Source organism: Lentzea sokolovensis, from assembly GCF_033949975.1.
GTDB lineage: Bacteria > Actinomycetota > Actinomycetes > Mycobacteriales > Pseudonocardiaceae > Lentzea > Lentzea sokolovensis.
The window spans coordinates 335,025-350,944 of record NZ_JAXAVU010000011.1; the positions used below are offsets into that span (position 1 = coordinate 335,025).

General features: G+C 69.4%; 14 protein-coding genes and 1 pseudogene. 7 read left to right on the forward strand and 8 right to left on the reverse strand.

The window, feature by feature from the left end; genetic code table 11:
* Window positions 1–20 precede the first annotated feature (20 nt).
* Together SK854_RS28475 and SK854_RS28480 are read right to left on the reverse strand one after the other, a co-directional pair.
* Window positions 21–1,865: a hypothetical protein gene (locus tag SK854_RS28475; protein ID WP_319978178.1), complete on the reverse strand. Its 1,845-nt coding sequence runs from the start codon at window positions 1,863–1,865 to the stop codon at window positions 21–23.
* 117 nt (window positions 1,866–1,982) lie between these two features.
* Entirely contained in the window at window positions 1,983–2,969 is a 987-nt protein-coding gene (locus SK854_RS28480) for a fatty acid desaturase family protein (RefSeq protein WP_319978179.1), read from the reverse strand.
* A 211-nt stretch (window positions 2,970–3,180) separates the two neighbouring features.
* On the opposite strand from SK854_RS28480, the gene SK854_RS28485 reads away from it, so the two are divergent.
* Together SK854_RS28485 and SK854_RS28490 are read left to right on the forward strand one after the other, a co-directional pair.
* On the forward strand, window positions 3,181–4,338 hold the full coding sequence (locus SK854_RS28485) for a 4-hydroxybenzoate 3-monooxygenase (protein ID WP_319978180.1): 1,158 nt from the start codon (window positions 3,181–3,183) through the stop codon (window positions 4,336–4,338).
* A gap of 18 nt (window positions 4,339–4,356) precedes the next feature.
* Complete coding sequence (locus tag SK854_RS28490) at window positions 4,357–6,009, forward strand: methyltransferase (protein WP_319978181.1); 1,653 nt, start codon at window positions 4,357–4,359, stop codon at window positions 6,007–6,009.
* Here SK854_RS28490 and SK854_RS28495 read toward each other — a convergent pair.
* From SK854_RS28495 to SK854_RS28505, 3 genes are read right to left on the reverse strand one after another with little or no spacing between them, the layout of a single operon-like run.
* Window positions 6,006–6,353 (reverse strand): VOC family protein, encoded by a 348-nt coding sequence (locus tag SK854_RS28495; RefSeq protein WP_319978182.1) that lies wholly within the window; start codon window positions 6,351–6,353, stop codon window positions 6,006–6,008. The genes SK854_RS28490 and SK854_RS28495 overlap by 4 nt on opposite strands.
* A 43-nt stretch (window positions 6,354–6,396) precedes the next feature.
* Window positions 6,397–7,116: an anti-sigma factor gene (locus SK854_RS28500; protein WP_319978183.1), complete on the reverse strand. Its 720-nt coding sequence runs from the start codon at window positions 7,114–7,116 to the stop codon at window positions 6,397–6,399.
* Entirely contained in the window at window positions 7,113–7,712 is a 600-nt protein-coding gene (locus SK854_RS28505) for a sigma-70 family RNA polymerase sigma factor (protein ID WP_319978184.1), read from the reverse strand. Before SK854_RS28505 ends, SK854_RS28500 begins: the two co-directional genes overlap by 4 nt.
* Window positions 7,713–7,890: 178 nt before the next feature.
* Here SK854_RS28505 and SK854_RS28510 point away from each other — a divergent pair, with 178 nt between their 5' ends.
* Window positions 7,891–8,541 carry a fasciclin domain-containing protein gene (locus SK854_RS28510; RefSeq protein WP_319978185.1) on the forward strand — a complete coding sequence of 217 codons (651 nt, stop codon included), beginning with the start codon at window positions 7,891–7,893 and terminating at the stop codon, window positions 8,539–8,541.
* Between the two features lie 120 nt (window positions 8,542–8,661).
* On the opposite strand, the gene SK854_RS28515 is transcribed toward SK854_RS28510, so the two are convergent.
* Window positions 8,662–9,144 carry a DUF6653 family protein gene (locus tag SK854_RS28515; protein ID WP_319978186.1) on the reverse strand — a complete coding sequence of 161 codons (483 nt, stop codon included), beginning with the start codon at window positions 9,142–9,144 and terminating at the stop codon, window positions 8,662–8,664.
* A gap of 12 nt (window positions 9,145–9,156) precedes the next feature.
* Window positions 9,157–9,765, reverse strand: a complete 609-nt coding sequence (locus SK854_RS28520; RefSeq protein WP_319978187.1) for a TetR/AcrR family transcriptional regulator — start codon at window positions 9,763–9,765, stop codon at window positions 9,157–9,159.
* A gap of 250 nt (window positions 9,766–10,015) precedes the next feature.
* Between SK854_RS28520 and SK854_RS28525 the strand changes: the two genes are divergently transcribed.
* Entirely contained in the window at window positions 10,016–11,611 is a 1,596-nt protein-coding gene (locus SK854_RS28525) for a glycoside hydrolase family 64 protein (RefSeq protein WP_319978188.1), read from the forward strand.
* 55 nt (window positions 11,612–11,666) lie between these two features.
* Here SK854_RS28525 and SK854_RS28530 read toward each other — a convergent pair whose 3' ends face one another.
* Window positions 11,667–14,366 (reverse strand): nSTAND1 domain-containing NTPase, encoded by a 2,700-nt coding sequence (locus SK854_RS28530; RefSeq protein WP_319978189.1) that lies wholly within the window; start codon window positions 14,364–14,366, stop codon window positions 11,667–11,669.
* Window positions 14,367–14,735: 369 nt separating this feature from the next.
* Here SK854_RS28530 and SK854_RS28535 point away from each other — a divergent pair, with 369 nt between their 5' ends.
* From SK854_RS28535 to SK854_RS28545, 3 genes and pseudogenes are all read left to right on the forward strand, one after another.
* A complete protein-coding gene (locus tag SK854_RS28535) occupies window positions 14,736–15,215 on the forward strand; it encodes a TetR/AcrR family transcriptional regulator (RefSeq protein WP_319978190.1) in 480 nt (159 codons plus the stop codon).
* A 1-nt stretch (window position 15,216) separates the two neighbouring features.
* Entirely contained in the window at window positions 15,217–15,570 is a 354-nt protein-coding gene (locus SK854_RS28540) for a hypothetical protein (protein WP_319978191.1), read from the forward strand.
* Window positions 15,567–15,920, forward strand: a pseudogene (locus tag SK854_RS28545) (hypothetical protein); the annotation flags it as partial. The gene SK854_RS28540 and the pseudogene SK854_RS28545, both read left to right, overlap by 4 nt.

Here is a 15,920-nt window from a genome sequence, read left to right on the forward strand (position 1 = left end):
GTCTGGCGGGAATCGGACCGTCAGTTGGTGCCTCGGACGTACGCCCACGCGGTGCGGTTGAGCGAGTCCTCGACCCCGGTGAAGCCCTCGTTGGGGTTGAGGACGTCCTCGTGGAAGTCGACGTCGATGTCGTCGGCGGTGCCACCGATGGCGTCCGGGCCCACGCCGAACATGCCCTTCGGGTTGCCGCCCTGGTCCATGATGGCGTCGAGCGCGTTGAACTGGTCCTGGTGCCAGCTGCCCGACATGTGACCGGCCTCGTGCGCGGTGATGTTGCCGATCGCCCTGCCGATGAACGCGATCTTGTCGCTGGCCGGGGTGATGTACCCGTTCAGCGAGGTGCGCGACTGGGCGGCCGGTGCGCTGAGGATGTCGAGCAGCACCAGCGCGGTCTCCTCCTTGCCGAAGTTGCCCGCGTCGATCGACTGCGCGATGCCGACGGTCTGGATGCCGGACTCGGCGATAGAGCCACCGACGACCACGCGGCTGACGTTGGGCTGCCCCCACGGGTCGGCGTGGTCGCGGCTGTTCAGGATCCGCACGGCGAACCGCTTGTTCGTGCCCTTCGCGGCCAGGTCCTTCTCGATGTTCTCGCGCACGGTCGCGACCACGCCGTCGATCACGGCGTTCTCGTCGGCGGCGGTGAGACCCCAGCCTGGCAGGAACTTCTTGAGCGGCGAGAGGTCCTTGTTGCCGGCCGTCGGGTCGTTGCCGAAGATCCGGGTGTTGACCCGCGCGCCGTCGAAGTCGAGGAAGAGCGTCAGCACGTCGGGCCGCGGGTTGAGCTCGGAGCCAGGACGGTAGGCCTCGACCGTGACGTCGTAGCGGCCGTCACCGTTCTCGACGCCGACCGTGTAGCGGCCGTCCTTGGGCGCCACGAAGTCCGCGACGGCGTTGCCGCCGGCGGGCAGCGGGGAGTTCTCGGCGTACAGGAAGCTGAAGTCCTGCGACGAGCCGAAGACCTCACGTCCGGCGGGGTCGTTGATGACGACCCTGGTCGCCTTGCCCTTCGCCGACGCGCCGAGCACGTCGCCGGCCTTGAGATCGACGGAGAAGAAGTCCCTGTCCGCCGGGCCGTCACCGGACGAGATGGTCAGGTCGTAGGCACCCTCGGTACCCGCGCGCTTGCCGGTGCCCGGCGTCATCGGGTCGGACGGGATCGCGCCCGGTCCGGCCGCGGCGACCATGACGTACACGTCCTGACCGGCGCCGACGGGGACCTGGATCCTGCTGTCGGTGGTGCCCGCGAGGTTGTCCTGCTGCACCAGCAGTTGCCCGGTGGCGTCGTACGCGGCGAGGTGCGTGTCCAGGTCGCCGGACGGGGTGTCCGTCTCGACGACGACGAACGTGAACTCGGCGCCACCGGTGAGCTTGTAGAAGTCGTGGTCACCGGAGCCGTCACCGCCAGTGCCGTACGGGCCGTCGCCGATCGTGCCGCTGGTCTTCAGGGCCCTGCCGCGCGCCGGAACGCCGGTGTCGCTCGCGAGCGGGATGGCGTCGTTGGTCTCGGCGAACGGAGTGACGACGGGGATCGTGGGGTCACCCGCGAGGTCACCGGTGATCGAGAGCTTCGGGTTCTTGCCCTTGCCGGTGCCGAACCCCGTCACGTGCTCGGCCTGGGCGGGCGAGTCGTTGGCGCCCTGGCCGGTCTCCTTCTCGCCGTACGCCAACGGCTGGCCCGCGCTCTTCGCGGCCACGCGCGACTGCTTGCGGGACTCGCGGTTGCGGTGCACCGCGGCCCAGTCGACCTGCGCCTCCGCCGGCAGGAACGCCAGCATCGGGTCGGGCTGACTGAGCTGCGGTGCGGGCTCTGCCACCGACTGTCCGGCAGCGACCAGAGTGAGTGCCACACCTGCCGTGAGCACGCCAAATAACGTCTTGCGCATAGGAACTTCCCCCAGTTCGGTCTTGAACCGAGGAAACCAGCGCCGTGCTGGTCAGGCGAGCCTTTTGGTCAGCCTTTGTCCGCTTTCGGACAACCGTCAGGCCGCGACCTTCGCCCGCAGCGGTGCCGCGACCTCGTGGAGGTGCTCCAGCACGTACCCGTACGAGCGGAACAAACCGCACTGCGCGTAGGAAATGCCGCGCTGCTCGCAGAAGTTGTGGACGATCACCTGCGCGTGCTTCAGCGCGGGCCGGGGCATGCTCGGGAACAGGTGGTGCTCGATCTGGTAGTTCAGACCGCCGAGCAGGATGTCCGTGAACCAGCCGCCCCGGATGTTGCGGGAGGTCAGCACCTGCTTGCGCAGGAAGTCGAGCGAGTGGCCCGCCGACAGCACCGGCATGCCCTTGTGGTTGGGGGCGAAGGAACAACCCATGTAGAAGCCCCACAACGCCTGGTGCACGAGGATGAACGCGATGGCGTACACGGGCGAGAGCACCCAGAACACGACCCCGAGGTACACCACGACGTTCGCGATCATCACGAACCGCTCGCGGCCCGAGTACCGGATCGAGTGCCAGTGCAGCGCGAAGCCTTCGAGGAGCAGCAACGGGAAGAACAACACCGCCTGGTGCGAGGCGATCCACCGCAACGCCCCGCGCTTGTCCGCGCCCTGCCGCTGCGTGAACGCCAGCACCGTGATGTCGACGTCCGGGTCCTCGTCCTCGTGGTTCGGGTTGGCGTGGTGACGGTTGTGCTTGCCGACCCACCAGTCGTAGCTGACGCCGACCAGTCCGCTGTGGACGTAGCCGGTGATCTCGTTCCACTTCTTCGTGGCGAAGATCTGCTTGTGGCCCGCGTCGTGCCCGATGAACGCGAGCTGCGTGGTCATCGCCGCCAGGACGACCGCCACCGCGAGCTGCCACCAGGAGTCGCCGAGCAGGGCGAACGTCACCCACGCCGCCGCGTAGACGGCGAGGTTCACGCCGATTCGAGCGAAGTAGTAACCACGCCGCCGAGCGAGCAGGCCAGCCTGCTTGATCTCGGCGGCCAAGTGGGCGAAGTCGCTCGCCTGCCGGGTTGCCATTTGCGCAGAATGCCGGATCGCGGCGACGAAGTCATGCACGGCCGATGAAGTCGTTACAAACCGCTCAGGTCGGTCCCGCACCGACACGATCAGGTGATCATGATCATCATCTCCGGCGAGCCGCTGGCTCCCGCCCCGGCCGCTGAGGTCCAGTGCTGCGCAATCGGGCCCGCCGCGGACGCGGGCCGATTCGGAGAGAGGACCAGTAGGCGTGGTCGACCACACAACCGTGCTCATCGCGGGCGCGGGGCCGGCGGGGCTCGTGTTAGGCAACTTGTTGCGTGCGGCGGGGATCGGCACCCTCATCGTCGAGCGGGCGAGCCGTGAGCAGGCGCAGACCAGGGCCAGAGCGGGCTTCCTGGGACCGAACAGCGCCCGGATCCTCGTTCGGCACGGACTCGGTGCCGGGATGCTCCACAAAGGACGATCGCACGGCGTCTGCGCTTTCCGGGGCGAGGACGGGGAGTTCGAGCTGGACTACGCGGCGCTCGGTCAGGGCGAGGTGCACACCGTCTACCCGCAGCAGGACCTCGTCACCGACCTGATCGCCGAGTACCTGGACCGCGGCGGGGAGATCCGGTTCGGTGCCACCGTCACCGGCGTCGATTCCGGTACCGCGACGATCCGTTACCGCGACGAGCAGGGCGAAGGTGTTGTCACCGGTCAGTTCCTCGCCGGGTGCGACGGCAGCAACGGCGTCACGCGCCAGGCCGTCCCCGCGGACTTAGGCTCGCGCTACACCCAGGACCACGGCGTCAGCTGGCTCGCGGTGCTCGCCGAGGCGCCGCAGAGCATGGCCGCGGTCACCTACGCGATCCACGACGACGGCTTCGCGGGCCACATGGCGCGCAGCCCCGAGGTGACGCGGTACTACCTCCAGGTTCCTCCCGGCGACGACCCGGAGGCCTGGACCGACGAACGGATCTGGGCCGCTCTGGACACCCGGATGCGCACCGACGAGTTCGGTCAGCTCAAGCAGGGCCCGATCATCGAACGCCGGATCGTCCGGCTGCGTTCCGAGGTCGTGGACCCGATCCAGCACAACAGGCTGTTCCTCGTCGGTGACGCGGCCAGTCTGATCAGCCCGTCCGCCGCCAAGGGCGCCAACCTGGCGATCATGGAGGCCGAGGTGCTGGCCTCCGCCCTGATCTCCGCCCTGCACCGGGACGACGAACGGCCGCTGGCCGCGTACTCGCGCACCTGCCTGCCCCGCGTCTGGCGGGCGCAGGAGTTCTCGCGCTGGATGATCGATCTGCTCCACACCCAGGACGACGACTTCCACCGCGCTCTACGTCGCGCCCGGCTGCACAGCCTGCGCGACTGCCGCGCCCACCAGAACTTCTTCGCCGAGCACTACGTCGGCATCTGAGCCACAGGAACCGTCACCATGATCTCGACCAGCACACCCGTCATCGCCGCGGCCGACCTCGACCGGCTGACCGCCACGATGGCCCTCATCGGCGCGCACGACACGCACTCGGCTCTCGCCGCCGCCGTGCCGTCCCTGCCCGCCGACCAGCGCGCCGCCGTCACGCGGCACGCCACCCTCGACCACGCCGCGTTGCTCATCTTCCCGGAAACCCTTGCGGGACTTGCGGACGAGCTCGCGCGGCACGGCATCGAGGTCGGCACGATGACCCCGAGCGTCGTCGTCCGCGAACGGCTGAGCTCTCGCTACTCGGTGCCCGTCGCGGACCTGAAGGTCGGCATCCTGCGAGCACCCGTCTCCGACCGCAACGGCTGGCCGTGCGAGCTGGAGATCTTCGTGATGGTGACGCCGCCGGAGCTGGCGCACATCGCGGAGGACGAACGCCGCCACGAACACGAGAACCACGTCGCGCTGGCCGTGCGGCGGCCGGACCCGGTGCTGCTGCGCGGACTGCGCACGATGATCGCCGGCGTCATGCGCCCGGACGGCGGTGGGTACAACGGCTACGAGAACCACTCGGTCCTCTACTTCCGCGACGCGCACTGCGCCGACCCCGCGTTCCGCCGCCTGGAGCTGATCTCCACCGGCCGGTTCCCGCAGCTGCAGGCCATGCACCAGCGCGAGTCCTGTGCCGGCACCGAGTTGCTGCGCCTGCTCACCGGCGCGTGGGCGACGCAGGCCATCGCGACCGCCGCCGAACTCCGGTTGCTCGACCACCTCGTGACGATCCCGGACCTGCCCGGTCTGGCGTCGGCCACCGGCACCGAACCCCAAAGCCTGGCAAGGCTTCTGCGGTACCTCACCTCGCTCGGTGTCGTCCACATGTCCGGTGAGCGGCACAGCCTCACCGACCTGGGGGAGCTGCTGCGGTCGGACCTGACGGGGTCGATGCGGCCGCTCGCGCTGATGTACGGCGGCCCGTTCTACCGGTCGTTCGCCGAACTGACCGAAGCCGTCCGCAGCGGTGAGGAGTCGTACGCGAAAGCGTTCGGCGCCCACCACTTCGCCCACATGGCAACGGATCCGGACCTGGCCGAGCTGTTCCACGGGTCCATGGCCGCGAGCAACGCGATGTTCACCGGCGTCACCAAGGTCGTCGACTTCTCGACCGCCGGCACGGTCGTGGACGTGGCCGGCGGCAACGGCGAGCTGCTGTCCCGCGTGCTGCACGCCAACCCGGCGCTGCGGGGCGTTCTGCTCGACCTCCCGAACGCCCTCGCCGCCGCCGGACCTCGCCTCGCCGACCTCGCGGACCGCGTCACCCTCGTCCCCGGCGACTTCACCCGCTCGATCCCCGGCACCGGCGACGTCTACCTGCTGTCCCGCGTGCTGCACGACTGGGACGACGAGCAGTGCCGCACCATCCTGGCCACGTGCGCGCGGAACATGCCCGCACACGCCGAGCTGCTGGTGATCGAGCGCCTGCTGCCCGAGGCCGGTGAGGTGGACTCGCTCGCGATCCCGTGGGACATCCACATGCTGTGCAACACCGGTGGCCGCGAGCGCACCGAGTCGCACTACCGCGCGTTGCTCGCCGAGGCCGGTTTCGACCTCGTCGAGACGCACGCCCTGCCGCTGGACGCGCACGTGATGCGCGCCCGGCTGAGCTAACCCACCAGGCAGAAGGGGTGGCCGGCGGGATCCGCGTACACGTGGAACCGCTCGCCACCGCCTTCGAGCCTGCGCGCGCCCAGGGCCAGCACCTTCTCGCCCGCCGCCGCGAGATCGTCCACGCGCACGTCGAAGTGCATGTGGGCGGTCTCGTCCGGCCACTTCGGCGGTTGCCAGCCCTCGACCCGCGCGAACGCCACACCGGGCCGATCCGGGGCGTCGCCGATGACGACGAACGCGCCGTCGTCCTGCACCCGGATCATCCCGAGCAGCTTCTCGTAGAACTCCGCGAGGCCCTGCGGATCAGGGCAGTCGATCACCAGGCCGTGCCAACGTCCGATCATGCGCGGGATGCTGGCACGTATCGAGGACAACGACCGCCCTGGATCACGCGAGTGCCATGGCCATCACGGGATCCGTGGTCGGCTTCGGCGAACCTCCCTGCGGCTCGACCGTGAGCGCGACCCTCTGCGCACCGGTCAGTCCGGAGACTGCGAGCGGTGACGTCAGCGACTTGAGCACTCCCGCCGAGCGGGGACCGTCCTCGCCGATCAGCCAGAGCTGGTAGGCCTTGCCCTGTCCCGGTTCCGGCAGGTCCCTGGCGAGGAACAGCGCCTCGTCGCGGCTGGCCGAGATCACGGCGGTGCCGGTCGCCCCGTTCGGCGCGGTGCCGCTGATCAGCTTGGCGTCCGGAGTGGACAGCAGATCGGAGAACCGGCTGTACTCGCTGGACAGTTGCGCCAGCTGCCTGTCCTGGTCGGACTCCGTGTACTGCACGGTCACGAAGACCGCGGCGACCAGGCAGGCGGCCGCGAGCAGCCCACCGGCCCAGCGCATCCGGCGCGGGTTCGGCACGCGTGCCGCGTGGGGAGAGACCTGCCGGGTCTCCGCCGCCGCGGCGAGCACACGGGCGCGCAACTGCGGTGGCGGCGGGGACTCCACCGCGACGCCCAGACGTGCGGCCGTGGCCGAGAGCTCGGCGACCTCGACCGCGCAGCTCGCGCAGCGGGTCAGGTGCGCTTCGAACGCGGTCCGTTCGATGTCGGACAGCGCGTTCACGGCGTAGGCGCCGGTGAGCGTGTGCAGATCAGCGGATGTGGTCCTCATCCGGTCACCCCCATGCAGTCCCGCAGTCGGATCAGGCCGTCGCGCATCCTGGTCTTGACCGTGCCGAGCGGGATGCTCAGCAGGCTCGCGACCTCCGGATACGAGTAGCCCTGGTAGTAGGCGAGCAGCACGGACTCGCGCTGCAGTTCGGTCAGGAAGCTCAGGCACCGGCGCACCTGGCGTTGTTCGAGCCGGCCGTCGACCTGCTCGCTCACCTCGTCGAAGGGCCTGCCCGGATCGAGCCGGGCGGCGCGGTCCTCGCGGTGGGTGGCGGCCTGGGCGGACCGGACGCGGTCGACGGCACGGCGGTGCGTCAGCGTGAGGATCCAGGTCGTGGCGCTGCCCCGGTCGGGGTCGAACCTGGTCGCGGTCCGCCACACTTCGAGCATCACCTCCTGGAACACCTCCTCCGACTGCGCCTGATCCCGCACCACCCGCCTGATCAGCCCGAACACCGAGCCGGACACGACGTCGTAGAGCCGTTCGAACGCGGCCTCGTCGCCCCGTGCGACCAGGGCGAGCAACTCGTCGGCGGTCGGACCCACGTCCCGCGGGGTCCTCGGCAGGCTTTGCAGCGCCCGCTCACGCTCAGGCATCCCAGGTCCTCTCCTCAGCGGTGTCCTCTGGTGTTCGCAGCGGAGGCGCTGATGGATCGGTGCCGGATGCGTCACATCCCGGGTTGGGTAACGGATTGATAACCACACCCATCCGTTCTTCAAGGGGCGGCGAATCACGGGCAGCAACTGCTCGATCACCCCTTGGAGATGTCTCGTCATGAACATGACCGTCCGCAACACCGTCCTGGCCGTCGGCGCCGTCTCGCTCGCCCTGTTCGGCGCGGCGTGCGGCTCGGGTGACATGGCCAGCAGCGGCACCTCTTCCAGTGCCGCGCCCACCTCGACCGCCACCTCGTCCGCCGCGATGGCCGACCCGGCCAAGGACCTCGTCGGCCCCGGTTGTGCCGACTACGCGAAGCAGGTTCCGTCCGGTGCGGGTTCCGTGTCCGGCATGGCCGCTGACCCGGTCGCCGTCGCCGCGAGCAACAACCCGCTGCTCACGACGCTGGTGAGCGCCGTGTCCGGCAAGCTCAACCCGAAGGTCAACCTGGTCTCGACGCTCAACGGCGCGGAGTTCACCGTGTTCGCGCCGGTCGACTCGGCGTTCGCGAAGATCGACGCCGCGACGATCGAGAAGCTCAAGACCGACGACGCGCTGCTGACCAAGATCCTGACCTACCACGTCGTCCCCGGCCAGATCACGCCCGACAAGATCGCCGGCGACCAGAAGACCGTGCAGACCGGCACCGTGAAGGTCACCGGTTCCAAGGACGCGCTGAAGGTCAACGACGCCAACGTGATCTGCGGTGGCGTGAAGACCGCCAACGCCACCGTCTACCTCATCGACTCGGTCCTGCTCCCTGCCTGACATCTCCAGAGGGCAGCAGTACCGCGACTCCGGGAACCGCACAGTGCGGTTCCCGGAGTTTTGCTGTGATCACAGGGCGGGGGCCGACTTCGGTCGGCCCCGTCTCTCCGTTGCCGTCGTTCAGGATCGCTGAGCCCGGTGACGTTCCCACAGCCAGCCGAGGCGGTCGATCCGCCACAGCTGCGCGACGACGACCAGCGTCGCCCCGAACACCGTCGGCCACACCGAGAGCACGACCAGACCCCACACGATCAGCCCGAACCCCAAGGCGCCCAAGGTGACCAGCAGCCGGAGCACCTGGCGGTGGTCCGGTGGCACGAGGTCGCGGTCCTCCAGCCAGGCGCGTTCTCCGTAGATGCCGCGTGCTGCCCAGCTCTGTGGTTCACGCACCGGCGGAAACGCCCTCGGGTTGACGAACAGCCAGACGATCACGGCGGCGATCGCCACGAGGCTCCACCACCCGATCCACGTCCGGCTCCAGATCGCCAGCAGCATCAACGGAATCGCGGCGAACCGCGTCCACACGCTCCACGGGTTGGCGTGCCGCTGCCACGCCTCGTCGTTCATGCCGAACGTCTTCGCGATGCGGTCAACCGCGTCCATTGTGGACCCCTTTCACGACCTGGTCGTCCTGTCGATCTCGGTGAACGCGCTCAGCCACCGGTCGTCGGCGAAGAGTCCGCCGGTCAGCATCTCCAGGCCGGCCCGCGCACCGCGCACGGCGGTCGCGGTCTCCGCCGGATCCCCGCCCAGCAGCCGGCCGACGTGATCACCGAGGACGAGCGGCGCCAGCAACCACGACACGTAGGTGACGGCTCGCGCCCGCGAATCGGACGTGGGACGCACCCAGCCCTCCGCTTCGCCCGCGGCCAGCCACACCTGCGTGCGTTCGACGATCTCGGTGAACAACGCGCCAGCCGCCTCCGTGTCGTCGAGCAGCGCCCGCGCCAGGTACCGCCGCACGGGAGTCGCGGCGCTCAGCACCTCGCCCAGGGCCTCGGTCGCCGCCTCGTCGCCGGACCGGATCGCGTCCAGGACGTAGTCGTCGCAGGCCTGGCGCAGGCCTTCCTTCGAGCCGAAGTGGTGCACGACCAGCGCGGGGGAGACCTCGGCGTCCGCGGCCACCGCCCGCACCGACGTGCCGGAGATCCCCTCGGAGCCGAACCGGGCCAAGGCGGCGTCGCGGATGCGGGCCCGCGCCGTCAGATCAGAGGCTGAACGCATGTACAGAGTATTGAACATGTGTTCAGCGCTGTCCAGGATCCCTTCCCGCACAGCTCGACCGGTAGCCGCGTTCGGCCGCCTGCCCGGCTCCTGCCCGGCTTCTGCCCGGTATTGACAGAGCCGCCATCTGCGAACAACCATGGAAGCGCTCTCATAACCGGTCTGGACCAGTTCTCGAACCGGAGGCCGCCGACCGCCCTGTAGCCGGTCGGGGGACCTGTTGGCAGAGCACCCCTGCACAAGGAGTCAGATGCGCACTCGAACGAAGTGGTTCAGCGCGCTCGCCGCACTGGCGGCGATCGCATCGGCGGCCATCGCGAGCACACCGGCACAGGCGATCGGCCCCGACCTGCTGCCGCTCAACGTCACCAACAACAGCGGCCGGTCCGAGGCCGTGCACCTGTACGTCCTGGGCACGGACATCCGCAGCGGGCGCCTCGGGTACGTCAACCAGGCGGGCGCGTTCACGCCGTGGTCGCCGGGCGGCAACCCGCCCACGCCCGCGCCGGACGTGTCGATCGCCGGTCCTGGTCCCGGTGGCACCGCCTCGCTGCGGGTGCCGCGGTTCATCTCCGGCCGCGTCTACATGTCGTTCGGCGAGAAGCTCAAGTTCTTCCTGACGCCCGACGGCCTGGTGCAGCCGGCGCCGTGGGCTTCCGGCGACCCGAACAGCGGCATCCTGTTCGACTGGAGCGAGTTCACCTACAACGACGCGGGTCTGTGGCTCAACAGCTCCCAGGTGGACATGTTCGCGGTACCGCACGCGGTGACCGTGACGGGCGCGAGCGGCGCCACGAAGAAGACCGGTGAACTCAAGTCCGGCGGGCGGGACGCCGTCATCAACGGCATCCGCAACCAGGCGGGCTGGGGCGGGTCGGTCATGTCCCGTTCGGACGGCACGGTGCTGCGCGTGCTCGCGCCGGGCAAGGCGGCCGACGTCGGCAACTTCGACCGCAACTACCTGGACTCGTACATCACCCAGGCGTGGAACGCGTACATGACCAAGACGCTGACCGTGCAGCCGTTCGGCGACCGTCCGGACGTGAAGTACTTCGGTGGCACGTCCGGCGGCACGATGAACTTCAGGAACACCGCCGGTCAGCAGGTGGCGTCGTTCACCAAGCCGTCCACTTCGAACGTGTGGGGCTGTGACGGCGCCCTGGCCGCGCCCAACGACCAGGTGGTCGGCCCGATCGCACGCACCCTGTGCGCCGCTCTGCACCGCTCCACGCTCGGCCGCATCGACGTGCAGCCCGGCGGCGGTCCCGCGGACTTCTACCAGGGCGCGATCACCAACCACTACTCGCGGCTGGTGCACCAGAACATGGTGGACGGCAAGGCGTACGGGTTCGCGTTCGACGACGTGCAGGCGCAGGAGTCGCTGGTGCACGACGGTGACCCGCGCTCGGCCGGGATCATCCTCACCCCGTTCAGCGGCGGCTCCACGACGCCTCCGCCCGCCAGCGCCGGCAGCATCGTCAGCGACTGGCACGGCAAGTGCATCGACGTGCCGAACTGGAACTTCGCCGACGGCCAGCGCCTGATCGTGTGGAACTGCACGGGCGGCACGAACCAGAAGTTCGAGTTCACCGGCGGCACGTTGCGCACGGAGAACAACAAGTGCGTGGACGTGGCGTGGGGTTCGAGGGACAACGGCGCGGCCGTGCAACTCGCGACCTGCTCGGGGAACGCGGCCCAGCAGTTCGTGCTGTCGGGTGCCGGTGACCTGGTGAACCCGCAGGCGAACAAGTGCGTGGACATCGCGGAGTGGAACCCGAACAACGACGCGGTCCTGCACATGTGGGACTGCGTGGGCGGCGCCAACCAGAAGTGGCACCGCGGCTGACAACCAGAAGCGCGGTGAGGCAGGTCGGGATTTCCGCCCTGCCTCACCGCGTTCGTCAGCAGGGCGGGGTGTACGGGACGTCCGGGACGTGCCTGCGCCACTCGTCCTCGGTCAGGCGCGCTCCCGCCGAGCCGCACGCTTCGGCGACGGCGGCGCCGAGATCCGCGTTCAGCAGCCGCATGGTCGGGTCGAACATGGTCCACACCAGGGTCCGGCCGTCCGGGCTGAACGCGATGTCGGCCACGGCGATGGCGGCGCCGGACAGCGTGGCGATCTCGGTGACGTGCCCGGGATCGGTGACGTTCCACAGCCGCACCGTTCGGTCGTCGCTGCCGGACGCGAGCGTGCGACCGTCCGGGCTGAACGCGACGCTGCCGACGACGTCCTCGTGCCCGGTGAGCGAGGGAAGCTCGGCAGGCTTGCGCGGATCGGTGACGTTCCACAGCCGCACGGGTTTGTCGTTGCCGCTGCCGACCGCGAGCGTGCGCCCGTCCGGGCTGAAGGCCAGGTCGTACACGTCGATCCTGTTGCCGGACAACGACATGATCTCGGCGCCGTCCTGCCACAGCCGCACGCTGTGGTCGTCGCTCCCGGTGGCCAGGGTCTTGCCGTCGAGGCTGAACGCCACCGTCCGCACCGCGTCGGTGTGGCCGCGCACCGTGGCGGTCAGGACCGGGTTGCGCGGGTCGCTGACGTTCCACGTTCGCACCTCTCCGGTGCCGGAACCGGCCACGAGGGTCTGACCGTCCGGGCTGAACGTGGCCGCGCGCACGGATCCCATGCCGGTCAGTGCCGCGATCTCCTTCTGTTCGGCCCACAGCCGCACGGTTCCGTCGTCGCCGCTCGACGCGAGGACCTTCCCGTCCGCGCGGTAGGACAGTGCGCGCACGGCACCGGTGTGACCGGTGAGAGTGCCGAGCCGGACCGGTTTGCGCCGGTCGCTGACGTTCCACAGGTGAATCGAGTGGTCGCGTCCCGCCGTTGCCAGCGTGCCGTCACTGCTGAACGTCGCCGTGTAGACCTCCTCGTCGTGCGCCGTCACGACGGTCGCCAGCGTGCTCAGCACCGCGTCGCGCGTCTTGCGCGTCGCGGCGAGGTTGTGCGCGGCCAAACCGAGTTGCAGCCCGAGTGACGGGTTCGCGCGATGCTCCACCACCGCCTCGGACGCGAGGTTCTGGGCGATCGCGCTGTTGCGTTGCGAGGTGATGTCGTTGCGCGTCCGCACCGCGTAGAACGTCGTCACCGCCGAGACGACCAGCAGCGCCGCGAGCACGCCGACCAGATAGCCGAGGCGTTTCGCGCGGCGCCTCGCCAGCACGTGCTCCTCGGCCTCGGCATCGGTGCTGGCCTCGACGAACGCTCGTTCGCGAACCGTGAGCGCCTGGGATCGGGTGGCCCATTCGCGGGCGATCGCCAGCCGGGCTCCCCGGTACAGCGCGCTGCGGTCGCGATCCAGTTGCTCCCACACGTCGGTGGCGTGCGTCAGCTCCCGGTGGACGCGTTGCCCGTCGCGGTCGCTGCTGAGCCATTCCCGGAACCGGGGCCACGTGCGGATCAACGCTTCGTGCGTGATCTCGATGCTGTCCGTGTCGCGCACGACGAGCCGTGCGGCGGTGCACCTGTCCAGCACCACCGCGGTGTCCTGGTCGTCGTCGAGCTCGGCAGGGGAGATGCGGCGCTTGGTGTCCTCGGTGTTCTCACCCAGCACGGCGAGGCGCCGGAAGAGGTCCCGCGCACGGCCCTGCTGGCGCGCGTCCAGCGAGCCGTACACCGCCTCGGCCGTCTTCGCGAGCGCGCCGTCGATGCCGCCGACAGCCTGGAACCCGGTGAGCGTGAGCCGGTTTCCGCTGCGCCGGCGCCACGTCTCCAGCAACGCGTGCGACAGCAACGGCAGGACACCCGCCTGACCGTGGGCGTGCGCGATGAGCGTGGCCGCCAGGTTGCTCTCGACCGTGCAGTTCGCCTTCACCGCGGGCAACGTGATCGCGCGACGCAGCTCCTCGGCCGTCATCGGACCGACGGTGAACTGGGAGTCCTGCAGCGCGCCCGCCAGCTCGGGAATCATGCAGCAGTGCGTGTAGAAGTCCGACCGCACGCCGATCACCGCCCGGCGGCCGAGCAGTTCGGCGATGAACCGCGTCCGTTCGTCCGCGTCCTGGCAGAGGGTGAAAACCTCCTCGAACTGGTCGACCACGACCACGGTCTCCTGGTCGGACGGAAAACCGGGCACCAACCGCATCGGATGGTCACCCGGCGTCCGGAGAACGTGCGCCGGCAGCCGCGGAAGAAGTCCCGCGCGAATCAGCGACGACTTTCCCGACCCGGACGGGCCGAACACCGCGACGAACTTCTGCCGTTGCACAAGAGCGAGAAGATCGTCGACAAGGCGTTCCCTGCCGAAGAACCGGGACGCGTCCTCAGCGCGGTAAACGGAAAGTCCGACATAGGGCGCCTGGTCGTAATCCTCTGGTTCGGCGACAACAGTCGCGTTGAGTTCGGCCGCGAGAGAGTGCCACCGTTGCTCCCACAGTTCGACGTCACCGTCGCACGCGCGCACGTAGGCGAGCGTGACCTCCAGACTCGGGAACCGGCGCCCGCCGGCGGCCTCGGCGAGCGTCGTCGCGGAGTAGCCGCCGCGCTTCCCGAGCTCGCGATACGACGGACCGCCGATGTCCTGACGCAAACGCCGCAGGTCAACGGCGAACTCGACAAGAGCGGTCCCATCGAGCTCCAGCGGTCGCTCCGGTCGTGGCACCTGATATCTCTCCTCGGATTCGTGTTGTCCGGTGCGCCGCTCTCCGGCGCCTGACAACAGGACCACGCTATACACGTCACGGGTCCGGCCTCGATGGCCATCAATTGGGGGTGTCATCGAGGCTGGACCGGTATTGCGACCTGGGTCGCGAATCATCGCGCCGATGTCCGCACAATCAGTTGTCCGCGTTCAGCAGAACAACGTCATCCATCGCAAGACGCCGGAAGCGCGCCGCTGGGCAGGTGCACGTCACCGATGCGGTGGCGGGCCCGGCCGCGTGGTGCCCCGGCAGGGCTGCCCGCAGACGGTCGCCGCTTTCAGGAACGGTTGTTCTTGACTGATCGTTCCCGAAAACGCTACGGTCGTCACATGGGACGACGCAGGTCTTTCGACGTGGACGAGACCGTGGAGGCGGCGGCCGATCTGTTCGCCCGCCGTGCCTACGACGGTGTCTCGATCGACGACCTGGTGACTCGACTCGGAGTGCACCGCAACAGTCTCTACGGCGTGTTCGGCAGCAAACGCGGTCTGTACCTGGCGGCGTTGCGCCGTCACATCGAGCAGGACGTTCGCCCGCACCTGGCTCGTGCCGCCCAGCCGGAACACCTGCCCGCGTGGGACTTCCTGCTGGTGGCCGCCGTCGATCGGGCGCCAGACGACCCCGAGGTCGCCGGCCTGGTGTCGTCGGTCTTCGCCGAGGTCGACGAGGCGACGGGCGACCCGCGTGCCACCGAGGTGTTGCTGGGCCGATGGCTGCGCGCCAGATCGCAGGCCGTGCGCCACGGGGAAGCCGCGGACGTCCCCACCATTCGTGATGCGCCGGAAACGGTGCCCGGTAAGGAGAACTGAGATGGCGACGATCAGCGTGCAAGGCCAGGACCTGGTGGTGGAGATGAACGGCCTGGACAAGTTGTGGTCGTTGAAGAGCAAGCTGACCATCCCGCTCGCACACGTGCGTGGCGCCACGGTCGATCCGGGAATCCTGGGGGAGCCGAAGGGGATTCGGGCGCCGGGCACGCATCTGCCAGGGGTGATCACGGCAGGCACGTTCCACCAGGACGGCGAGAAGGTCTTCTGGGCGGTCCGCGACGCGCAAAAGGCGGTGGTCGTGGAGCTTGCCGACGAGCACTACACCCGGCTGGTCGTCGAGGTCGACGACCCTCGCGCGGTGGTGGCCATGGTCGAACAGGCGACGAGCCGATGATCGTCAAAGTCGCTTCGGCACTCGTGGCGGCGGTCTTGGCCGCCGGCATCACGCCCACCGCCGCCGCGTCCGCCGTCCGCGGCCACGACTCCACGGCCTGGCTGCCCGCACGCGACGAGCAGGTGTCGTTCGTGGTCGAGGGCACGACCACCTACGGGACGCTCCACGTGCCGGCGCGGCGGCGCGGCGAACGCCTGCCCGCGGCCCTTCTGCTACCGGGCAGCGGTCCCACCGACCGCGACGGCAACCAGCCGCCGTCGCTCACGCCCAACACCATCCGGGACCTCGCCGCCGCACTGGACCGCGATCGGGTGGTGACCCTCCGGTTCGACAAGTACGGAACGGGCCAG